Annotated in this window: 15 protein-coding genes and 2 tRNA genes; 9 read left to right on the forward strand and 8 right to left on the reverse strand. The window is 64.4% G+C overall.

Going from position 1 to position 21,262, the window contains the following annotated elements:
- Window positions 1-31 precede the first annotated feature (31 nt).
- On the reverse strand, window positions 32-3,349 hold the full coding sequence (locus ACFPN5_RS04585; protein WP_379780564.1) for a TIM-barrel domain-containing protein: 3,318 nt from the start codon (window positions 3,347-3,349) through the stop codon (window positions 32-34).
- Between the two features lie 333 nt (window positions 3,350-3,682).
- On the opposite strand from ACFPN5_RS04585, the gene ACFPN5_RS04590 reads away from it, so the two are divergent.
- Genes ACFPN5_RS04590 through ACFPN5_RS04615 form a run of 6 tightly spaced genes read left to right on the forward strand, consistent with a single transcriptional unit; the run spans window position 3,683 to window position 10,722 of the window.
- A complete protein-coding gene (locus ACFPN5_RS04590) occupies window positions 3,683-4,819 on the forward strand; it encodes an AgaS family sugar isomerase (RefSeq protein ID WP_379780567.1) in 1,137 nt (378 codons plus the stop codon).
- On the forward strand, window positions 4,806-5,759 hold the full coding sequence (locus ACFPN5_RS04595) for an ROK family protein (RefSeq protein WP_379780570.1): 954 nt from the start codon (window positions 4,806-4,808) through the stop codon (window positions 5,757-5,759). The genes ACFPN5_RS04590 and ACFPN5_RS04595 overlap by 14 nt, the downstream gene beginning before the upstream one ends.
- Window positions 5,756-7,084, forward strand: coding sequence for a D-tagatose-bisphosphate aldolase, class II, non-catalytic subunit (locus ACFPN5_RS04600; protein ID WP_379780572.1), 1,329 nt, complete (start codon window positions 5,756-5,758; stop codon window positions 7,082-7,084). The genes ACFPN5_RS04595 and ACFPN5_RS04600 overlap by 4 nt, the downstream gene beginning before the upstream one ends.
- A 36-nt stretch (window positions 7,085-7,120) precedes the next feature.
- Window positions 7,121-7,888, forward strand: a complete 768-nt coding sequence (locus ACFPN5_RS04605) for a DeoR family transcriptional regulator (RefSeq protein ID WP_379780574.1) — start codon at window positions 7,121-7,123, stop codon at window positions 7,886-7,888.
- Complete coding sequence (locus ACFPN5_RS04610) at window positions 7,889-8,977, forward strand: N-acetylglucosamine-6-phosphate deacetylase (protein ID WP_379780576.1); 1,089 nt, start codon at window positions 7,889-7,891, stop codon at window positions 8,975-8,977.
- Window positions 8,978-8,994: 17 nt separating this feature from the next.
- Window positions 8,995-10,722 (forward strand): MFS transporter, encoded by a 1,728-nt coding sequence (locus ACFPN5_RS04615; RefSeq protein ID WP_379780578.1) that lies wholly within the window; start codon window positions 8,995-8,997, stop codon window positions 10,720-10,722.
- A 260-nt stretch (window positions 10,723-10,982) separates the two neighbouring features.
- On the opposite strand, the gene ACFPN5_RS04620 is transcribed toward ACFPN5_RS04615, so the two are convergent.
- Window positions 10,983-11,072: transfer RNA gene (locus ACFPN5_RS04620), tRNA-Ser, on the reverse strand.
- Window positions 11,073-11,222: 150 nt separating this feature from the next.
- Between ACFPN5_RS04620 and ACFPN5_RS04625 the strand changes: the two genes are divergently transcribed.
- Entirely contained in the window at window positions 11,223-11,663 is a 441-nt protein-coding gene (locus ACFPN5_RS04625; RefSeq protein ID WP_379780580.1) for a thioesterase family protein, read from the forward strand.
- A 222-nt stretch (window positions 11,664-11,885) separates the two neighbouring features.
- Here the strand turns inward: ACFPN5_RS04625 and ACFPN5_RS04630 are convergent.
- The 6 genes from ACFPN5_RS04630 to ACFPN5_RS04655 all read right to left on the reverse strand — a co-directional run bounded on the left by ACFPN5_RS04630 (window position 11,886) and on the right by ACFPN5_RS04655 (window position 19,220).
- A tRNA-Ser gene (locus ACFPN5_RS04630) sits at window positions 11,886-11,975 on the reverse strand.
- A 106-nt stretch (window positions 11,976-12,081) separates the two neighbouring features.
- Entirely contained in the window at window positions 12,082-13,377 is a 1,296-nt protein-coding gene (gene serS, locus ACFPN5_RS04635; protein WP_379780582.1) for a serine--tRNA ligase, read from the reverse strand.
- Between the two features lie 98 nt (window positions 13,378-13,475).
- Window positions 13,476-14,780, reverse strand: a complete 1,305-nt coding sequence (locus ACFPN5_RS04640; protein ID WP_379780584.1) for a replication-associated recombination protein A — start codon at window positions 14,778-14,780, stop codon at window positions 13,476-13,478.
- Between the two features lie 199 nt (window positions 14,781-14,979).
- Window positions 14,980-15,915 carry an NADP-dependent oxidoreductase gene (locus ACFPN5_RS04645; RefSeq protein ID WP_379780586.1) on the reverse strand — a complete coding sequence of 312 codons (936 nt, stop codon included), beginning with the start codon at window positions 15,913-15,915 and terminating at the stop codon, window positions 14,980-14,982.
- 86 nt (window positions 15,916-16,001) lie between these two features.
- Window positions 16,002-16,628 carry an outer membrane lipoprotein chaperone LolA gene (lolA, locus tag ACFPN5_RS04650; protein WP_379780589.1) on the reverse strand — a complete coding sequence of 209 codons (627 nt, stop codon included), beginning with the start codon at window positions 16,626-16,628 and terminating at the stop codon, window positions 16,002-16,004.
- A 96-nt stretch (window positions 16,629-16,724) separates the two neighbouring features.
- A complete protein-coding gene (locus tag ACFPN5_RS04655) occupies window positions 16,725-19,220 on the reverse strand; it encodes a DNA translocase FtsK (RefSeq protein WP_379780591.1) in 2,496 nt (831 codons plus the stop codon).
- A gap of 339 nt (window positions 19,221-19,559) precedes the next feature.
- Here ACFPN5_RS04655 and trxB point away from each other — a divergent pair, with 339 nt between their 5' ends.
- On the forward strand, window positions 19,560-20,519 hold the full coding sequence (gene trxB, locus ACFPN5_RS04660; RefSeq protein WP_379780593.1) for a thioredoxin-disulfide reductase: 960 nt from the start codon (window positions 19,560-19,562) through the stop codon (window positions 20,517-20,519).
- A 14-nt stretch (window positions 20,520-20,533) separates the two neighbouring features.
- On the forward strand, window positions 20,534-21,208 hold the full coding sequence (locus ACFPN5_RS04665; RefSeq protein WP_379780595.1) for a Smr/MutS family protein: 675 nt from the start codon (window positions 20,534-20,536) through the stop codon (window positions 21,206-21,208).
- Window positions 21,209-21,262: the final 54 nt, after the last annotated feature.

Consider the following 21,262-nt stretch of genomic DNA (forward strand, 5'->3'; position numbering starts at 1 on the left):
GGCTCTTTCACTCTGGTCTGTGTAAAGGGTGTTAGCGCAGTTTGACTGTCGCGCCTTCCGTGCCGATCAGGACGGCGTTGGCCCAGTTACCGCACGTTCGCGCCGGTTGGCTGCCACGTGCGCCGAGGGTGCGCAGGCTGAGCTGGGTGAGTCCGCGCACATCGATTTCGGGCTTGACCACGGCCGGCGCCGTAATCAGTCCACTGTCGTACAACAGCCGCTCGCCGCTCCAGACCTGGAACTGCAGGCCGCCTGCGGCGCGGCAGCTGTCGTCCACGCCAAGGTCGGCGCGCAGCAGGTTCCAGCTGCCGGCCAGTTGCAGGTCGACCCGGCTGGCAGGTCCCATGCCGATACCTTTGCGGAAGCGCAGGCCGTTCATGCGCATTTCGGCTGCTTTGCCGAACGGCTTGTCGCGGCCCAGCGCCTTTGCCAGCGGCAGCTCGGACAGGTAGCGCCGCAGCTCCTCGCCTTCCGGCGCGCGGTGTTCGAGCACGCGGAACTCGGACAGCGTGACCGGCGCGACGTCGGCTGCCGCAGCAGCGTCGAAAGCACGGGCTGGCGCGTCCGCGGACACCGCCGTCACCATCGGATCGGTGGCTGCGGCACTGTCCCCATCGGGGCTCTGGGTAGTAAGCACACGGAAGCGGAGCAGGCGCCCGGCGGTAGCCGGGAATGCAATCGCCTGCATGTCCTTGGACAGCTTCAGGCGGCCGCGCCGTATCGGCTGGCCCCACTGCCCATTGCTGTCGCTGATGTAGATCTCGTAATCGCGTACCTGGCCGTGCTTCCAGCTGGCGTCGCTGCGCGGCGAGATTTCGATGCCGTCAACGAGGCGGCGTTCGGTGAAGCCGATCACCCATTCATGGGCGCCGGTCTTGACGGCCTGGCTGCGCACCGTGCGGAACCACGTCGCCGGGTTGCCGTCGAACGCCTGTTCAAGTGGATGACCGGGTTCTTCGGCTGGCCGGTTGACAACCATCATGGCGTCGGCCGGCAGTGCGCGGCCTGGTACTGGCGCAGCCGGGAATGCGTCGTCCGCATTGGCCAGCGCCGCGGCGCCCTGCACCGTCACCTGCAGCGGCTGGCGAATATCCTGCGCCGCGGTCTTCACATGCAGCGTGCCAAGGCGCTCCGCGGCGTCGAAGTACCAGCCTTCGCCGGCCTTGTCGAATGCGGCGCGGTCGGCCGCTTCGCCCAGCATGGCGCTGGCGGTGCGAACCTGTGCCGGGCGCTGCCGGCTGAGCAAACGGAGGCTGTAGGCACGCTTGCCTTCCTGGCCGTCATAGCTGCCCGTGACCGGGTCGATCGTCACCTGGACATCGCTACCTTTGGCGCGCATCGCGATCCTTTGCTGGCTGAATGCACCCTGCTGGTAGCGCCGCGTGGTGCCGTCGTCTTCATACAAGGTGTATTCGGAGTCGCCCTCGGGATAGAGGTCGAGCGTCAGCGTGTCCTTCGGCTTGTGGCCGTCGTACAGCATCTCCGGGTACATCGGCAAAATCGCGCCGGCCCGGACGAACACCGGCAGCTTGTCGAGCGTCACCTGGAGATCGATGTCCTTGCCCTGCGCACCAGCTGTGACCTGGCGGCCGTCCCAGTATTCGATCCAGCGGCCCTGCGGCAGATGGATGCCCTTGCGCCAGCCCTGGCTTACTGCCTGGCTGCGGTAGACGGGCGCCACCAGCAGGTCGCGTCCGAGCAGGAACTGGTACTTGTGCGCTTCGGTCAGCGCGGCCGGGTCGCCCGGATAGTCCCACATCATGCCGCGCACCAGCGGGGCGCCGCTTGTTTCGGCTTCGCGCGCCAACGTGTACATGTACGGCGTCAGGCGCATCTTGAGTTTCAGGTAGCGCCGGTTGATGCTGCGATAAGGCTCATCGAACCACCATGGATGCTTGCGCGCCGCCGACGACCATCCCGACATCCCCATCAGCACCGGCGTGAAGGTCTTCCACTGGAGGTCACGGGTGAAGGTCTCGGGGCTGCCGCCAAAGATGGCGTCGACGTCGCCGGTGGCGTACGCCTGGCCCGACAAGCCCGAGCCGATCAGGGTCGGGATGTGCCAGCGGATGTAGTCCCAACTGGCGCTCTGGTCGCCGGTCCATGCCACCGCATAGCGCTGCGTGCCGCCCCAGCCCATCACGGTCCAGATGAACGGGCGGCTGTCGGAATTGTTCAGGATGCCGTCGTAAGCAGCCTTGTTGGCGTCGAGCGAGAACTGGTAGCCCTTGCCGGTCCAGGCGACATCGAGCTTTTGCGCGCGGCTGCCTGCCCTGGCGACTTCCCACGAAATTTTGTCGACGCCGTTCTCGGTCCACAGGCCGGTGCGAAAGCCAAGCTTCGCGAGTCCTTCCACGGTTTCGGGCAGCGACGAGTAGCCGCAGCCATAGCCGTCGTTCGGCAGGATCCAGCCGCCCGGCATGTCGTGCTCCCGGTATTTGCGGGCAACGCTGTCGATGACGTCCGGCGTCTTGCCGGTCGGGCCATCGCTCCAGCCACGCGGCACAGTGCCGGGCTTTTTGCTGTTGTCGCCGTCGTTGTAGCAGTCGGCGTCGCCGTATTCGAGCGCCCAGCGCGGCAGCATACGCGCACGGCCGGTCCATTCGGTGTACCGAGCCACGACGTCGCGCATCGATTTGCCGACGAAGTAGTAAGCATCGAAACGGGGTTCGGCGTGTTGCAGCGTGGCCTGGTCAGGCTCGCGCAAATCGTAGCTGCCGTCGGACCAGGTATTACGCAGCATGCCCCAGCCGCGCGAGCTCATGAGGAATGGCGCTGGGTTGGGGCGATCGCCCTCTTCCCAGCCGCCGGAGTACGATACCTGCAGCTCGCGGCCTTTGAATTCGTAGCGGCCGTTCTGCTGCCCGCCGCCGAAGAAGCGTTCGCCCTTGTCGCTGGAGAGAACCTGCACGCTTTGCTTGTCGCCGATGTCCAGCGCCTGCACCTCGCGCCACAGCGGCTGGGCGTCGCCCTCGCGGAGCAGCGTGAAGCGCATAGGCTTGCGGTCAATGCGCAAGGTCAGCGCCGCGGTGCGGATAACCAGCCGGTCCGATTCTTCGCTGAACGTGTGCTGTACATCTTTGGATGGGGAGGCGACGACGATAGGCGCAGCCTTGTCACCCGGCCCTGCCAGCTCCTTGCGGGCAGCCTGGATGCGCACTACGTCGGCACGGGGCAGGCTCACGCGCACCGTTGCGCCGGAGTCGGAGGTCAGGTCCCAGGACGGGCCGTCAGCCTGGCCTGCACTCACGCTGCGCACGTTGCCAAGCGGCGCCGCAAGCGCAGGTCCGGCGAACAGCGCCAGCACAGCTGCGGATAAATGACGGCGAATACAGATTGGAGGATACATGAACGAATCTTTCAAATCTTTTTTCATTTCGGTAGGGATACTGTATGAACAAAAACAAGCCCGGTCAACAAAAACAAAGAAAGATCGTGGAAATAGCCCGGAAACCTCGGTTAACAGCCAATTTATCTTTCGTTTACTAGCTTTTTAGAATCCAAGGCTTTCGATAACGTGGCGACTCCGACACATGATCAGGCCGGAATCCCCCCGCCGCCGGCTGAATTACACAGGAAACGACGGCGCGAGCCTCTTTTCCTTTCTTTTTACTTTCGTATTTGACTTTCGATACTTTTCGTTTTAAGATTTATTCCACTGAAACCTTTTACATTCCTTTTGATGACTACCCTTCTGCAGCGAAGCCAACAAGACTGGCGCGACATCGGCGGCTTACATACCGCCGAGGAGATTGCACAGCAGCCTACCGTCTGGAACGCCCTGTACGTCAGCCTGCGCATGAAGCAGGAAGCGATCGATGCCTTCCTCGGCGGCTGCCTGCTTGACCCGCTGCAGCGCGTGATCCTCACCGGCGCGGGTAGCTCGGCGTATGTCGGCGAAATCATCGCGGACGAACTCAACGGCGCCTGGCCGGCGCAAGTTCGCGCGATCGCCACCACCAGCCTCTTGACCCACCCCGAGCTCTACCTCGACTCCTCCGCGCCAACACTGCTGGTGTCGTTCGCGCGTAGCGGCGACAGCCCCGAGAGCCTCGCCGCGGTCAACCTGGTGCGCAACCTGGTGCCGCATGCGCGTCTTCTGAATATCACCTGCAACGCCGACGGCACGCTGGCACGCGGCAGCGCCGGCGATCCGCGCGCCCTTAATCTTTTGATGCCGCAGGCCAGCTGCGACCGCGGCTTCGCCATGACCAGCAGCTTTACCTGCATGCTGCTGGCGGCCCTGTCGGTACTTGGCAAGCCGACCGACCGCGAACGCATCCTGACGCTCGCGCAGCTGGCGACCCAGGCATTGCACGACTGGGCTGGACCGGTCGCCGCGCTTGCATCGGTACCCGTGGAACGCGTGGTGTACCTGGGTAGCGGACCGCTCGAAGCACTGGCCAAGGAAAGCGCGCTCAAGATCCTCGAACTGACCAGCGGCCAGGTGGCGGCAATCGCCAACACCCCACTCGGCTTCCGCCACGGGCCCAAGTCGGTGCTCAATGGCGCCTCGCTGGTGTTGATCTTCAACAGCGCCAAGGCGCTGGCGCGCCGCTATGACGAGGACCTCGCCAATGAACTGCTGCGCGACCAGGTCGCGGACCGCGTCGTTACGGTCGGCCCAGGTTCCGACATCGGCATCGACACCCCAAGCTGGCCGGACGCCTGGCTCGCGCCGCTATGGCTGCTGGTCGCGCAGCAGTACGCGCTGCACCAGTCGGCACTGCTGCAGCTGCGTCCTGATAACCCCTTCGTCACCGGCACGGTCAACCGCGTCGTCCAGGGCGTCACCATTTATCCTCATGATGAATCCTGACCCGCACGGCTATCACGGCATCGACATCGGCGGCAGCAAGATAGAGCTGGTCGCCTTTGCCGCCGACGGCGCCGACCTGCGCGAAGTGTTCCGCGAGCGCGTCGCCACACCGGGCCACGATTTTGCCCTGTTTATCGACGCCATCGCAGGCCTGGTGCAGCGCGGCGACGCCGCCCTCGGTTCAGTCGCGCCGGTAGGCATCGGCATGCCGGGCGTGATCGACTCCGCCACTGGCCGCCAGATCAGCTCCAATGTCCCCGCCTTGAATGGACGCCTGGTCGCGCCGCCGCTGGAAGCTTCGCTGCAGCGCAAGGTCATCATCGGCAACGACTGCCAGTGTTTCGCGCTGTCCGAAGCGGACGGCGGCGCGGCTGATGGCTTGCCGACCATGTTCGGCGCCATTCTCGGCACCGGCGCTGGCGGCGGCTACTGCGCCGACGGACGGCTGCAGCGCGGCTTCAATGGCGTCGCTGGCGAATGGGGTCACTGGTCCTTGCCGGCCGAGCTGGCCGCGTTGCACGGCTTGCCGATGGTCGACTGTCCGTGCGGACGGCGCGGCTGCCTGGAACGGTATGTCTCGGGTCCCGGCATGAGCATGCTGCACCTTCACTTCGGGGGCGACGGCGCTACGCCGATGGCCATCGCAGCACGCGCCGCCATGCATGATCCGCTTGCCACGCGCACGCTCGCGGTCCACCTCGACCTGCTCGGCCACGCGTTCTCCTGCCTGGTGCTGTCGCTCGATCCGCACGCCATCGTCCTGGGCGGCGGCCTGTCGCAGCTGCCGCACCTTTACCAGCAACTGCCAGCCAGCATACAACGCCACCTGTTCCCGGGCGTGCGCGTGCCAGCCATCCTTCCGCCGTGGTTTGGCGACGCCGGTGGTGCGCGTGGCGCCGCCCTGCTCGCCCGTCAACAACTGAAAGCCAGCGCACCATGAATCAAGCCCTGTCCCCCGTCCAGCAAGTCGTCAAGGCGCACCGCCGCGGCGAACCCGCAGGCCTGTACAGCGTTTGCTGCAGCCATCCGATCGTGCTGGCGGCAGCCATGCGCGTCGCTCAGCGCTACGATACCTTGTTGTTGGTCGAAGCGACATCCAACCAGGTAGACCAGTTCGGCGGCTATACCGGCATGAATCCCGAGCAGTTCCGCGGCTATGTGCAGCAGTTGGCGCGCGAGCGCGGCTTTCCGCTCAATCGCCTGGTACTGGGCGGCGACCACCTCGGCCCGAACACCTGGCAGCATCGCGATGCCGCCACCGCGATGGCGAATGCAGAAGCGCTGATCGTCGCTTACGCCAGTGCGGGCTTCCACAAGATCCACCTCGATTGCAGCATGCGCTGCGCCGACGATCCATTGACCCTGGATGACGAAACCGTGGCAGCACGCTCCGCGCGCCTTGCCGCCATTGCCGAAACTGCCGCCGCCGCAGCCGGACATGCGCCGCCGGTGTACGTGATCGGTACCGAAGTGCCGGTGCCAGGCGGTGAATCAGCGCTGGCTGACGCAGGATCGCCGACCTCGCCGCAGGCAGCACAGCGCACGCTCGCAGTGCACAGCCGCGCCTTCCTCGACGCCGGCCTGCACGGGGCATGGCGCCGGGTAATCGCGATGGTGGTGCAGCCGGGCGTCGATTTCGATCACAGCCACATTCAGCACTACGACGCGGAACAAGCCGCAGCGCTGTCGGACTTCGTGGCCGGCCAACCTGGCCTTGTATTTGAAGCCCATTCGACCGACTACCAGCGCGAAGCGTCGCTGCACGAGATGGTGCGCGACCATTTCGCGATTCTCAAGGTTGGCCCGGCCGCCACCTTCGCGCTGCGCGAAGGCCTGCTGGCGCTGTGCCAAATAGAGGATCAACTGATTTCAAGCGAACGTTCATCGCGCCTGATGCAGGTGCTGGACGAGACCATGCTCGCCAAGCCGGAACACTGGCGCAAGCACTACCCCGGCAGCGTCGACGAGCAGCGCGTGATGCGCCGCTACGGCCTGTCCGACCGCTGCCGCTACTACTGGGGCGAACCGGCCGTGGCGGCAGCCGTCGACCAGCTGTTCGGCAACCTGGACGCCATCGAGATCCCGCTGCCGCTGCTAAGCCAGCACCTGCCCGAGCAGTATATCGACGTGCTGCAGGACCAGCTGGGCACCAGCGCGCGCGACCTGCTCGAACACAAGATCGAATGCGTGCTGGCGCAATATGCCCGGGCCTGCAACCGCAATACAGCCAAAGTGGCTGTCAACCCACACGCATCGATCTGTTAAGCTCGGCTTTTTTTAACGTCCATCCGAGCCGCCACCATGCGAAACACGAGCCAACGCCGCGAAGCCATCTTCCAACTGCTAACCCGCCAGGGGGCCGTCCAGGTGACCGACCTTGTGGGCGAGTTCGGGGTCTCTGCGGTGACGATTCGCAGCGACCTGAGTGCGCTTGAGTCGCAGGGCCTGGCCTCACGCAGCCATGGCGGCGCGGTGCTGACCCGCACCCCGCCAACCGAACACACGATTCGCCAGAAGGACGCGATCAACCACGAGCAGAAGGAACGCATTGGCGCGCTGGCGGCGACCCTGGTTCAGCCTGGCGACAACATCATCATCGACTCGGGCACCACCACCATCTCGCTGGCGCGCAGCCTGCGTGAGGCGCAGCAGGTGACGGTGATGACCAATGGCCTGAACATCGCATGGGAGCTGGCTGACGCGCCGGGCGTGGAACTGATTCTGACGGGCGGCCTGCTGCGCAAGCAGTCGCTGTCGATCCAGGGCAGCCAGGCCGAGGCCACGCTACAGGCCTACAACTTCGACAAACTGTTCCTCGGCGTCGACGGTTTCGACCTGCAGTTCGGCGTCACCACGCACCACGAGGCCGAAGCGAGCCTGAACCACAAGATGGTTGAACGCGCCAAAAAAATCATCGTCCTCACCGACGCCTCGAAGTTCGGCCGCGTCAGCCTGCACCGTATCGTGCAGATGGACAGGGTCGACACCGTCATCACCGATGCCAGCATCAGCCAGGAGTACCGCGAAGGGCTGCAAAAGCTGGGCATCGAATTACTCATAGCGGAATAAATGGTCAACGGCAGAATCCTTACTTCCACTGGCTGGGTCACAGGTAGTATCCAGTTCAGCGATCGCATACAGCAGATCACAGAAGGCCCTGCCGATAGCGGCCTCACCATCCTCCCCGGTTTCGTCGACCTGCATGTCCACGGCGCCTCGGGCACCGACATCATGGAAGGCGGCGATGCCGGCGCAGTCGTCGCTCGCTCGCACGCACGCTACGGGACCACCTCCCTGCTCGGCACCACGCTTACTGCCAAAGAAACCGACATCAGGCGCGCGCTGGCCGGGCTGGCTGGCGTCATCGTCCATCGCCCGCAAGGCGGGGCGCGCATGCTCGGCGTGCACCTGGAAGGCCCGTTCCTGAACCACCGCCGGCTTGGCGCACAACCACCGGACGTGATTCCCGCGACCGAAGCACTGGTCCGCAGCCTGCACGCGATGGCCCCGATCCGCGTGCTGACGATGGCGCCGGAGGTGGACCACCACCTTGACATGATTCCGAAGCTTGCGGCGCTAGGCATCCGCGTCCAGATTGGACACAGCGCCGGCACATATGAAGACGGAGTCGCTGCGCTTCAGGCCGGCGTCGCGGGCTTCACGCATCTGTTCAATGGCATGACGGGGTTTAATCATTACGAACCCGGTATGGTTGGCGCAGCGCTGGCGCATGCCGAATACGCCGAAGTGATCCCCGACCTTCAGCACGTCAGCAAGGGCGCCCTGCACGCCGCGCTACGCGCAATACCACGGCTGTATGGCGTAACTGACGCTACCGCTGCAACCGGCATGCCCGATGGCGAATACGCCCTGGGCACCCAGCGCGTCTACAAGTGCGGGGACTGCGTGCGCCTCGCTACCGGATCGCTCGCCGGCAGCGTGCTGACGATGGACCAGGCCCTGCGCAATTTCGTCAGCCTTGGCCTCGACCTGGCGGACGCCTCGCACCGCTTGTCGCTTTACCCGGCTGACTATCTTGGTGAAAGCAGGCGCGGACGCCTTGAACCTGGCGCCTGGGCCGACATCGTCGTGCTCGACGAATCGCTGCACCCGGTCGCGGTGTTCGTCGAAGGTGAAGCAATCGATTTGACCAATTAAAAAAACCCGGAGACAGCATGAGCCAGACGATCACTGAACCCAACCGCGGGATGCGCTACCTGTTGTTCATGGGCGGCATGGGAGGACTGCTGTACGGAATCGACATCGGCATCATCGCCGGTGCGCTACCGTATCTGGAAGCGACAGCCACGGTGGCGTGGAAGCTGAACGCACAGCAGCTGTCGTTTATCGTTGCGGCGGTGCTTCTTGGCTCCGTGCTGTCGTCGCTGTTTGCCGGTGCGCTGGCCGACACCATTGGACGGCGCTGGTGCATGGTCCTCGCGGGCGCGCTGTTCACCCTCAGCATCCCGGTCATATCGCTGGCGGACGGCTACACGCCGCTGCTGCTTGGACGGCTGCTGCAAGGGATCAGCGGAGGATTGATTGGTGTCGTCGTGCCGCTCTACCTCGCTGAAACGCTGCCCGCACATCGGCGCGGCAGCGGCACCGCCCTGTTCCAGCTTCTGCTGACAATCGGCCTGGTCGGCGCCGCCGTGATCGGCCTAACCCAGGCCCAGAACGTGGACGTTGCCACCCAGGCCGCAGCGGCGCTCCCGCAGGTTGACCGGGCGGAGGCGGTATTCGCAGCCAAGGACAGCGCATGGCGCACCATTTTCTGGATCTGCCTTCTGCCTGGTCTTGTCTTCACCTTCGGCAGCCTGGCGTTGAAGGAATCGCCGCGCTGGCTCGCGCTTCGCTCGCACGGCCAAGCTTTGCAGCATGACCAAGTGAAGCTGCCGGCCGCCCGTGACTCACTGGCCAGCCGCCGCTACGCGCTGCCGTTCCTGCTCGCCTGCCTGGTGCTGGCGCTGACGCAGGCCACCGGCATCAATTCGATCCTGGCCTACGTCGTCACGATCCTGAACCAGGCTGGCTTGCCCGGCTCGACTGCCAATGCTGCGGATGTTGGCCTCAAGGTGCTGAACGCCGTGATGACGGTGGTGGCAGTGGCCCTGGTCGACCGCAAGGGCCGCAAGTTCCTGTTGATGCTGGGCAGCGGCTGCATCGTTATCGCATTGCTGGCCACCGGCCTGCTGTTCCGTGGTGTCGAGTCCGAACAGCGCGATGTCACGGCGCTCGTCAACGCTCAGGTGAAGAATGGCGCGCTGTCGCTGCAGTTCGACCAGCAGCAGCTGGCGGCGCTGGGCGCGGCGCCAAGAGGCGCCCAGCAACTGACAGTGGCTTACGCTTACGGCACGTTCACCAACGTGCAATCGCGCCGCAGCGATGATCCGCTGCTGCCGGTGATGTCGCTGTCGCGCGAGGATACCGTTTCACAGGACAGTGTGATTGGCGCGTTCTTCCGGGGCCTGCATCTGAACCCGTTTGCAGATCCTGCGCAGGCGCGAGATGCGCCACTGGTGATTGAACGCGCGTCGCTTGGCACAGTTCCCCCGCCCGAGCATGGGATAAAGGTAGCGCTGGCGATCTGCCTGTTCGTCGCGGGCTTTGCAGTTGGCCCAGGCGTCTGTGTGTGGCTGGCGTTGTCGGAGCTGATGCCGACGCGAATCCGCTCCAACGGCATGAGCATCGCGCTGCTGGTCAACCAGTTCGTCTCGACCGTGATTGCCGCGATGTTCCTGCCCGTCGTCGGCTATTACGGCTACTCGACAATCTTCTTCTTTGGCGCAGGCTTCACAGTCCTGTACTTCCTGACGGCTGCGTTCTTGCTGCCAGAGACCAAGGGCCGCACGCTGGAGGAAATTGAAGCTCACTTTGCAGGGACGTCGGCTGCGAAGGCGTAAGGTGCGGCAACAGGCCCATGTTCGGCCATCAGCTCGACAATTTAGTGCCGACAGGCAAAAACGAAAAAAGCTCCCGAGGGAGCTTTTTTTATTTACTGGCGGAGAGGGTGGGATTCGCCTACGTGCCGCAGGCCGCCCTCGCCCAAGCATGGGCGAGGCTTCGAATCTCCCGCCTTGGCGCCACACGCGAGGCCCTCAGGGCCTCGCTCCTCTCCTCCCGCAAATAAAAAAAGCTCCCAGAGGGAGCTTTTTTCATTTACTGGCGGAGAGGGTGGGATTCGAACCCACGGTACGATTTAACGTACGCCTGATTTCGAGTCAGGTACATTCGACCACTCTGCCACCTCTCCTAAATCGGTGCTGCGGTCGCTGCAAGAGGCCCGCATTATAACGAGAGTTTTCGGTTTGTTGCAAGGAAAAACATGGCGGCATTTCTGTCGTGCGGCGCTGAGTTCGTACAGTGAGGGCATCGCTCACCACTTACCTGACGAGGCATCGACATGTACACGAGAACGCTGGTCGCCGGCTGGGCCGACATGGATTTCAACGCGCACATGCGCAACACCGCTTACCTGGACAAGTCCGCCGACGTGCGCATGATGTACTTCGCGGACAACGGCTTTCCGATGTCGGAATTCGCCCGCCTCAAGCTCGGCCCGGTCGTGATGCGTGACGAGCTCGAGTATTTTCGGGAGTGCCGGCTGCTGGATGCAATTACGGTGACCTTTGGCATTGCCGGCTTGTCGGAGGATGCGAGCCGGATGATGCTGAGGAATGAGTTTTTCAGGGAGGGGAATTTGTGTGCGAGGGTGACGTCGACGGCGGGATGGTTTGATTTGGCGGCGCGCAAGTTGGCTGTGCCGCCAGATAACTTGGCAGAGCCGTTGAGGGCACTGGAGAGGACGGGGGATTTTAGGGTGTTGCCGGGGAGTGTGCGGTGACTGGGGTTGGGTGGGTGCAAGGCGAAGGCAAAGCCAAGGTCAAAAGCTAAGCCTGAGATGGCTCCCTGCGGGAGCGTGGGAGGGTGGGATTCGCCTACGTGCCGCAGGCCGCCCTCGCCCAAGCATGGGCGAGGCTTCGAATCCCACACGTAAGCCCCTCAGGGGCTTACTCCTCTCCGCCAGCAAATAAAAAAAGCTCCCGAGGGAGCTTTTTTCATTTACTGGCGGAGAGGGTGGGATTCGAACCCACGGTACGATTTAACGTACGCCTGATTTCGAGTCAGGTACATTCGACCACTCTGCCACCTCTCCTAAATCGGTGTTGCGGTCGCTGCAAGAGACACGCATTATAGCGAGGGTCCGGCGAAAACGGAAGAGCAAATCAGGGCCCTTCCGCAAAATTCGGCGCCCTGCCCGATCAGGCGGCCGGGACCAGGCGTTCGAGGCCGCCCATGTAGGGGCGCAGGACTTCCGGAATCACGACGCTGCCATCGGCCTGCTGGAAGTTTTCCAGCACGGCGACCAGGGTGCGGCCGACGGCGAGACCCGAGCCGTTGAGGGTGTGCAGCAGTTCCGGCTTGTTCTGGGCGTTGCGGAAGCGGGCGCCCATGCGGCGGGCCTGGAAGGCTTCGCAGTTCGACAGCGACGAGATCTCGCGGTAGGTGTTCTGCGCAGGCAGCCAGACTTCGAGGTCATAGGTCTTGGCGGCGGTGAAGCCCATGTCGCCGGTGCACAGCGACATGACACGGTACGGCAGTCCGAGCGTCTGCAGGATGGTTTCGGCGTGGCCGACCATCTCTTCCAGCGCCGCGTACGACTGCTCCGGATGCACCACCTGCACCATTTCGACTTTGTCGAACTGGTGCTGGCGGATCATGCCGCGCGTGTCGCGGCCATAACTGCCTGCTTCCGAACGGAAGCACGGGGTATGCGCCGTCATCTTGATCGGCAACTGGTTCAGCGCCACGATCTCGTCGCGCACGATGTTGGTCAGCGAGACTTCCGAGGTCGGGATCAGGTAGAAGGTCTCGCCCTCGCCTTCCACGCCGCCTTTTTTCACCGAGAACAGGTCTGCTTCGAACTTCGGCAACTGGCCGGTGCCGCGCAGCGAATCGGCGTTCACCATGTAGGGGGTGTAGCACTCGGTGTAGCCATGCTGCTCGGTGTGGGTGTCGAGCATGTACTGGGCCAGCGCGCGGTGCAGCCTGGCGATGCCGCCGCGCATGACCGAGAAGCGCGAGCCGGTCAGCTTGGTCGCGGTGTCGAAGTCCAGGCCCAGCTTTTCACCGATGTCGACGTGGTCCCTGACGGCGAAGTCGAAGCTTGGCGGCGTGCCGACCTTGCGCACTTCGACGTTGCCGGTTTCGTCGTTGCCGACCGGGGTCGACTCGTGCGGCAGGTTCGGCATCGAGGCCATGAATTCGGCCATGTCGTCCTGGACTTTCGCCAGGCGCAGTTCATTGGCTTTCAGCTCGTCGCCCAGGCCCGCCACTTCCGCCATGACGCCGGCCGTGTCCTCGCCCTTGCCCTTCAGGATGCCGATCTGCTTCGACATGCTGTTGCGCTTGCCCTGCAGCTCTTCGGTGCGGGTCTGGATCGCCTTGCGCTCGGCTTCGAGCGCGTTGAAGCCGGCCACGTCGAGCTGGAACTTGCGCGCGGCCAGGCGCGCGGCGACGGTGTCGATGTCTTTGCGGAGAAGTTGGATGTCTATCATTGTCGGATTATCGAATTAAGGGTCACGCCAGCAGTATGTCGCGCAGTATGTCAAGACTGCAATTGTACCAAGTGGACAGCGGTTCTTGACGCCGAGATTTATGTCCCGCCCGCGTCCTCGTCGAGCTGACGCAGGAAGGCCAGCTTCTCGGCGATCTTCGCCTCCACCCCGCGCGGCACCGGCTGGTACCAGCCGGGTTCCGGCATGCCGTCCGGCAGGTAGGTTTCACCGGCGGCGTAGGCGTGCGGCTCGTCGTGGGCGTAGCGGTACTCGTGGCCGTAGCCGAGTTCCTTCATGAGCTTGGTCGGCGCATTGCGCAGGTGCACCGGCACTTCGCGCGACTTGTCCTTGCGCACAAACGCCATGGCCGCGTTGAAGGCGTTGTAGCCGGCATTGCTCTTGGCGGCGATCGCGAGGTAGACCACGGCCTGGCCCAGCGCCAGTTCGCCCTCCGGTGAGCCGAGGCGTTCATAGGTGGTCGCGGCGTCGTTGGCGACCTGCAGCGCGCGCGGGTCGGCCAGGCCGATGTCTTCCCAGGCCATGCGCACGATGCGGCGCGACAGGTATTTGGCATCCGCCCCGCCATCGAGCATGCGGCACAGCCAGTACAGGGCCGCGTCGGGGTGCGAGCCGCGGACCGACTTGTGCAGGGCCGAGATCTGGTCGTAGAAATTGTCGCCGCCCTTGTCGAAACGGCGCGAATTGAGCGTCAGCGCGTTGTCCACAAAATCCGCGGTGATCGTCGTAATGCCCGAGGTCTCGGCCGAGGTCTTGGTCTGCTCCAGCAGATTCAGGAAGCGGCGCGCATCGCCGTCGGCATAGCCGACCAGGGTGTCGACGGCGACCTCGTCGAACTTCAGGTGCGCCAGCACCCGGTCCTGGGCGCGCTTGAGCAGGAGGCGCAGCTCGCCGTCGGTGAGCGCCTTGAGCACATACACCTGCGAGCGCGACAGCAGTGCGGAATTGACCTCGAAGGACGGATTCTCGGTGGTCGCGCCGATCAGGGTGACCAGGCCCGACTCCACAAAAGGCAGCAAGGCGTCCTGCTGCGACTTGTTGAAGCGGTGGATCTCGTCGATGAACAGGATCGTGTGCTTGCCGCGCGCCAGGTATTGCTCGGCCTGCTCGACCGAGGCGCGGATGTCTTTCACGCCGGACAGCACGGCCGAGAGCGCGATGAATTCGCACTCGAAGGCATAGGCCGTCAGGCGCGCCAGCGTGGTCTTGCCCACGCCTGGCGGACCCCACAGGATCATCGAATGGGGTTTGCCGGACTTGAAGACCAGGTTCAGCGGCTTGCCGGGGCCCAGCAGGTGGCTCTGGCCGATGACCTCGTCAATGGTGCGCGGGCGCAGGGCTTCCGCCAGCGGCGCGGCGGGCTCGTTCCTGAACAGGTCATCCATGGCGAACTCCGGCGGGCGCAGGCATCGGACTGGGCAAATGAGTCAGCAAATAGTTGTACATGCAGCTAGTTTAGCCGATGCGGCGCCAGCCGGCCGCGCACATCCGCCGTGCACCACCGCGCACGCTTGACCGGAACGAAGCTGCCGGCCGTAATTCCGTGGAAGTGCGCACCATCCGGGTCACCTTGCTGGCCGCCCCTCAGGGCGCGCCCACGTACAGCACGATCTTGCCGACCGCGCGCCCGCTCTCGCTGAGCGCATGGGCGGCCGCGATGTCGTCCAGGCTGAATTCGGCGCCGACCACCGGCCGCAGCGTGCCGCCGTCGACCATCGCCGCCAGGCGCTCGAGCACCGGGGCATTCGGCCCGATGAAGACGAACGCGCCACGCACGCCCTGCTGCGCCGCGCGCGCCTCGTCCGGAGGACTGATGATCGACACCTGGATGCCGCCGGGTTTCAGCAGCGTCCAGGACGCCTCCTGCACCTCGCCGCCGAGCGTGTCGAAGACCACATCCACGGGTTCGACCGCGTCCGCGACTTTGGTGGCCGTGTAGTCGACCACCTGGTGCGCGCCCAGCGACTCCACGAGCGCGCGGTTGCGGCCGGACGTGGTCGCGATGACGTGGGCGCCAGCCGCCCTGGCGATCTGGATCGCGAGCGAACCGACGCCGCCCGACCCCGCATGCACCAGCACGCGCTGGCCCGGCCCGACCTGGGCCGCGTCGACCATCGATTCCCACGCGGTAATGCCGGCCAGCGGCAGCGAGGCCGCCTCGACGTGCGAAATGGTGCGTGGCCTGCGCGCGCACTCGATGGCGCGGATCGCGACGAATTCGGCATAGGTGCCGTTGCGGGCCAGGTCGGGCCGCGAAAACACGGCGTCGCCGACCTGCCATTGCGTGACCTGCGCGCCGACAGCGGCCACCACGCCGGACACGTCCCAGCCGAGGGTCAGCGGAAGTGGATGGGGAATCATTTGCGCCAGGTAGCCTGCCCGCACCTTCCAGTCGACCGGGTTGATGGACGCCGCCACGACGCGCACCAGCACTTCGTCTGGCGCGATCGCCGGAACCGGGATGTCGTCGATGGATAGGACTTCCCGCCCTCCGTACTGATGGATGCGTACCGCCTTCATGGGGGCTCCTTGCCGTGATCGATATGACAGATTCTACGGCAAGGGAGGGTGCGGACGGCGCCACGGCTGGACGCCTTGTTACCGGCTTACTGGCGGTTGACGTCCGCACCCTTCGGGATGTCGAACTTGAACTGCTGTGCGCCAAGCGACGGGTTGCGCTGGAAGCTGGTGAATTTCAGGACCGAAGTCTGGCCGAAGTTGTCCTTCAGTTCCATCGCTTCCGGCACGCCGTTGCGCAGGCCGATGCTGATCTGCTCGAAGCTGGTATCGCGCGCCTTTGGCACGGCGTTCAGCCATTCCAGCCCGTCGCGGGTGCCCGCTTCCGACAGGGTGAAGTTCTTCTCCAGGTCGTTGCTGCCGAACAGGATCGCGGCCGGCGACGAGCCGAGCGCATTGCCCAGCTTCTTGATCGTGACCTGGTTCAGGTCCTTGTCGTAGATGTAGAGCTGGTCGCCGTCGGCCTGCAGCAGCTGGTCGTAGGGTTTCTGGTAGTTCCAGATGAACTTGCCGGGACGGGCGAAGACGAACGAGCCGCTCGAGACCGGGGTGACCTTGCTGGTGGCGGACTTGCGCTGTTGCTGCTGGGTGAATTCGCCTTTGGCGGCCTTGGTGTTGGCGACGAAGGACTTGAACTGGTCGAGGGCGGCAGCGTGGGCGGTGCCGGAGAGGACCAGGGTGGCGATCAATGCTGCAAGTTTGGTTTTCATGGTCATCGGTGGTCCTTTATTGTGCGAAGCGTTTGTCGTCGGCGGCGCGGTAGTGCAGGCGTGGATTGAACGCGTGGACGGCATAGCCGTCCACCCTACAGCTTATTCCGCCTGGGTAGCTGGCACGAGGATGTCGCGGTTGCCGTTCGACTGCATCGGCGAGACCACGCCGCTCTGCTCCATCTGCTCGAGCAGGCGCGCGGCGCGGTTGTAGCCGATGCGCAGGTGGCGCTGCACCAGCGAGATCGAGGCGCGGCGGTTCTTCAGCACCACGGCCACGGCCTGGTCGTACAGGGCGTCGGACTCGCCGCCGCCCTCGCCGCCCGCCATGGCGTCGCCGCCACCGCTGCCGCCCTCTTCCAGCGTGCCGCCTTCGAGAATGCCTTCAATGTAATTCGGCTCGCCCGTGGACTGCAGATGTTTTACAACTCGATGCACTTCTTCGTCCGAGACGAAGGCGCCGTGCACCCGCACCGGCAGGCCGGTACCCGGCGGCATGTAGAGCATGTCGCCCATGCCCAGCAGGGCTTCGGCGCCCATCTGGTCGAGAATGGTGCGCGAGTCAATCTTCGACGACACCTGGAACGCGATCCGGGTCGGGATGTTCGCCTTGATCAGGCCCGTGATGACGTCCACCGACGGGCGCTGGGTAGCAAGAATCAAGTGGATGCCGGCCGCGCGCGCCTTCTGGGCGATACGGGCGATCAGCTCTTCCACCTTCTTACCCACAACCATCATCAGGTCGGCAAGCTCGTCGATGATGATGACGATCGTCGGCAGCTTTTCCAGCGGCTCCGGATTGTCCGGCATGATCGAGAACGGGTTCGGGATGTGTTCTTCGCGCTTCTGGGCGTCGAGGATCTTGGCGTTGTAGCCGGCCAGGTTACGCACGCCTAATTTAGACATCAACTTGTACCGGCGCTCCATCTCGTTCACCGCCCAGTTCAGCGCGTGGCCGGCCTGGCGCATGTCGGTCACGACCGGCGCGAGCAGGTGCGGAATACCTTCGTAGACCGACATTTCCAGCATCTTCGGGTCGATCAGGATCAGGCGCACGTCGGCCGGATCGGATTTGTACAGCAGCGACAGGATGGTCGCGTTGATGCCGACCGATTTACCCGAACCGGTGGTACCGGCGACCAGCAGGTGCGGCATCTTGGCCAGGTCGGCGACGACTGGTTTGCCGGCGATGTCCTTGCCGAGGGCCACGGTCAAGTTCGACGGGCTGTCGTTATACACTTTCGAGCCGACGATTTCCGTCAGGCGCACGATCTGGCGCTTCGGATTCGGCAGCTCGAGCGCCATGTAGTTCTTGCCGGGGATGGTTTCCACGACACGGATCGAGGTCAGCGACAGCGAACGCGCGAGGTCGCGCGCCAGGTTGACGATCTGGCTGCCCTTCACGCCGGTGGCCGGCTCGATTTCGTAGCGCGTGACGACCGGGCCCGGGAAGGCGGCGACGACCTTGGCTTCGACGCCGAAGTCCGACAGCTTCTTCTCGATCAGGCGGCTGGTGAATTCGAGGGTGTCGATGGCGACGGTTTCCTGCACCGGCGGCGGCTCGTCGAGCAGGGACAGCGGAGGCAGCGGCGAGTCGCCAGGCAGGTCGCGGAACAGCGGCGTCTGCTGCTCTTTCTGGGCGCGCTCGCCTTTTGGTACCGACATCATCTGCGGTTCGATCTTGATCGGGGCCAGCTCCGGAGGTTCCAGGTCGGCGCGCGATGGCATCGAACCGGGAAGCGCGGGCGCGGGAAGCGACGGGGCGATCTTCGGCGCAGCAACAGGAGCGGAAGCGGTAGAAGCAGCGACATCGAGCTGCGGCTCGGCGCGGCCAGGCGCCGCCGGCTTCTCGACATGGCGGGAGCGCTCGGACACCAGCGCTTCGTCGCGCCGCACGGCCGCTTCCTCGCCCTGGCGGCGGTCTTCGCGGTCTTCATAGCGCAGGCGGAACCAGTCCATGGTGCTTTCCACCCGTTCGCCGATGCGCTCGGCCACGGCCAGCCAGGACACCTGGAAGAACAGCGAAAAGCCCAGCCCAAAGAGCAGCAGCAGCAACAGGGTCGCGCCGGTGAAGCCGAAGGCGACCTGCGAGGCATGGCCCAGCAACTGGCCCAGCACCCCGCCGGGAGCGCGCGGCAGTTCCACGTGCCAGGACCACATGCGCAGGTACTCGAGGCCGACGCTGCCGGCGAACATCAGCCCGAAGCCGATCCAGCGGATGATGAATTCGTCCTGGTGCTCGGGTTCGGCCGGCGCCGCCAGCTTGCCGGTGAGGTGCCGGTAGCCGCGCCAGACGGTGCGCAGGAACAGCACGCCCCACCACCAGGCGGAAAAGCCGAAAATGAACAGCAACAGGTCGGCCATCCAGGCGCCGGCGCGCCCGCCCATGTTGGAAATCGATGCGACCGTATTCGCGTGCGACCAGCCGGGGTCGGCCTTGTTATAACTTAACAGGATCATCACGAAATACAGGAACGCGACGGCCGTGGCGATCCAGCGCGCCTCGGAAAGGAGACGGGCGAGACGGCGCGGCATCGGCGACCTTGGGGCCGGATGACGGGGTGGTGTCGGGGATTGTGCGGGACTCTTCTTGCTCATGCTGCTAGCTGCTGATGTGTTCGCCATTTCGGAATCCGCTCATTCTAAGGCATATGACGATGCGAGGCCCGTGATTCATGCTCAGAACCTATGTCAGCAGGACGGTGGAAGCTGATGGCGATGCATGGCAAGCGTGGGCAAGGCACGAGGAAGACGCATGGCTGGCCATGCTACGACGAGCAACGCAGTCCACGCTTCAGGCGCGCCAGCAGCGACACCCTCCTGCTGAGATAGGTTCTCTAGCGCATCATCGTCTATAATCGAAGCTGTAGCGCGCGCCTTGATTTATGTCTGCTGCGTCCCCAGTTTCCCACTTCTGACCTCACTACTTCGCTTCCCATGACCACTAAGAAACACGCCAAAGTCCTGATCCTCGGTTCCGGTCCCGCCGGCTACAGCGCCGCCGTGTACGCCGCGCGCGCCAATTTGAGCCCGATGCTGGTGACCGGTGTCGAACAGGGCGGCCAGCTGATGACCACGACCGACGTCGAGAACTGGCCGGGCGACCCGCTGGGCGTGCAGGGTCCTGAACTGATGGCGCGCCTGCTCCAGCACGCGGAGCGCTTCAATACCGAGATCGTGTTCGACCACATCCACACGACCTATTTGAACGAAAAGCCGATCCGCCTGGTCGGCGACTCGCACGAATTCACCTGCGACGCCCTGATCATCGCCACCGGCGCCTCAGCCCAGTACCTCGGCCTGGAATCGGAACAGGCCTTCATGGGCCGCGGCGTGTCGGCCTGCGCCACCTGCGACGGCTTCTTCTACCGTAACCAGGAAGTGGCGGTCATCGGCGGCGGCAACACCGCGGTCGAGGAAGCCCTGTACCTGGCCGGCATCGCCTCCAAAGTCACGTTGATCCACCGCCGCGAGAAATTCCGCGCCGAGCCGATCCTGGTAGACCGCATGATGCACAAGGTCGCCGAAGGCAAGATTGTGTTGGAACTGAACCACACCCTTGACGAAGTTGTCGGTGACAACAGCGGCGTGACTGGCCTGAAGCTCAAGTCGACCACGGATGGCTCGGTGAAAGACCTGACTGTGCACGGCCTGTTCGTCGCGATCGGCCACAAGCCGAACACGATGATTTTCGAAGGCCAGCTCGACATGCACAACGGCTACATCAAGACCCGCAGCGGCACCGAAGGCATGGCCACGGCCACCAGCGTGCCGGGCGTGTTCGCGGCCGGCGACGTGCAGGACCATATCTACCGCCAGGCGATCACGAGCTCGGGCACCGGCTGCATGGCCGCGCTCGACGCACAGCGTTACCTGGAGGCCCTCGAAGACTCGTGAAATGAATGGCGGGCATGAAAGAGTTCACCGACCTTAAAGCCTTCCGCGACCGCCTCAAGGAAGAGGAGCGGGTGCGCGCCATCGAGCAGGCCGAGCGCGAAAAGCGCGAACGCATTGCGCGCGAACGCGCCATCGAGTTCCGCAGCGCGATGGAGGGCGTCCGCAAGATGCCCGAGTCGAACCGCTACGTGTACCGGCCGGTGCAGGAAGCCATGCTACGCGAACAGCTGCGCGAGAACCCGGGCAGGAAGCGGGTGCTGAGCCAGGAAGAAGACGACGCCCTCGTGCTGCAGCAGTCGCTGTCCGACGGCTTCGATGTCGACGGCCTGCTCGATGACGACCCGACGCTCAGCTATGCAAAGGATGGCGTCGGTCCGGATGTCGTGAAAAAGCTGCGCAAGCGGCACTGGCCCGTGCAGGACGAACTCGACTTGCACGGCATGACGGTCGATACCGCTCGCGGCCAGCTCGGCGACTTCGTGCGGCGCGCCGTGCGCCGTGGCGTGCGCTGCGCGCGCGTCATCCACGGTGTCGGCTACGGTTCGCCCGGCGGCCAGCCGGTGCTGCGCTCGGTCGTCCATAGTTGGCTGGTGCAGCTCGATGAAGTGGTGGCTTTCTGCGTTGCCGGCCGCGCGGACGGCGGCAACGGCGCGCTCGTCGTGCTGCTCAAACCCGCGCTCGACCATTGAATTATTGTTGATAAGCTAACTTGCGCGCCGTGCGGACGGTCACGCGTTGTAGAA

Origin of the sequence: Massilia niabensis, from assembly GCF_042655085.1 — a bacterium.
Classification (GTDB): Bacteria; Pseudomonadota; Gammaproteobacteria; order Burkholderiales; family Burkholderiaceae_D; genus Telluria; species Telluria niabensis.

Bases quoted from the DNA above. Each gene is read 5' to 3' on its own strand.
- ACFPN5_RS04585 (WP_379780564.1), bottom strand. From the start codon at position 3,349: ATGTATCCTCCAATCTGTATTCGCCGTCATTTATCCGCAGCTGTGCTG.
- ACFPN5_RS04590 (WP_379780567.1), top strand. From the start codon at position 3,683: ATGACTACCCTTCTGCAGCGAAGCCAACAAGACTGGCGCGACATCGGC.
- ACFPN5_RS04595 (WP_379780570.1), top strand. From the start codon at position 4,806: ATGATGAATCCTGACCCGCACGGCTATCACGGCATCGACATCGGCGGC.
- ACFPN5_RS04600 (WP_379780572.1), top strand. From the start codon at position 5,756: ATGAATCAAGCCCTGTCCCCCGTCCAGCAAGTCGTCAAGGCGCACCGC.
- ACFPN5_RS04605 (WP_379780574.1), top strand. From the start codon at position 7,121: ATGCGAAACACGAGCCAACGCCGCGAAGCCATCTTCCAACTGCTAACC.
- ACFPN5_RS04610 (WP_379780576.1), top strand. From the start codon at position 7,889: ATGGTCAACGGCAGAATCCTTACTTCCACTGGCTGGGTCACAGGTAGT.
- ACFPN5_RS04615 (WP_379780578.1), top strand. From the start codon at position 8,995: ATGAGCCAGACGATCACTGAACCCAACCGCGGGATGCGCTACCTGTTG.
- ACFPN5_RS04625 (WP_379780580.1), top strand. From the start codon at position 11,223: ATGTACACGAGAACGCTGGTCGCCGGCTGGGCCGACATGGATTTCAAC.
- serS (WP_379780582.1), bottom strand. From the start codon at position 13,377: ATGATAGACATCCAACTTCTCCGCAAAGACATCGACACCGTCGCCGCG.
- ACFPN5_RS04640 (WP_379780584.1), bottom strand. From the start codon at position 14,780: ATGGATGACCTGTTCAGGAACGAGCCCGCCGCGCCGCTGGCGGAAGCC.
- ACFPN5_RS04645 (WP_379780586.1), bottom strand. From the start codon at position 15,915: ATGAAGGCGGTACGCATCCATCAGTACGGAGGGCGGGAAGTCCTATCC.
- lolA (WP_379780589.1), bottom strand. From the start codon at position 16,628: ATGACCATGAAAACCAAACTTGCAGCATTGATCGCCACCCTGGTCCTC.
- ACFPN5_RS04655 (WP_379780591.1), bottom strand. From the start codon at position 19,220: ATGAGCAAGAAGAGTCCCGCACAATCCCCGACACCACCCCGTCATCCG.
- trxB (WP_379780593.1), top strand. From the start codon at position 19,560: ATGACCACTAAGAAACACGCCAAAGTCCTGATCCTCGGTTCCGGTCCC.
- ACFPN5_RS04665 (WP_379780595.1), top strand. From the start codon at position 20,534: ATGAAAGAGTTCACCGACCTTAAAGCCTTCCGCGACCGCCTCAAGGAA.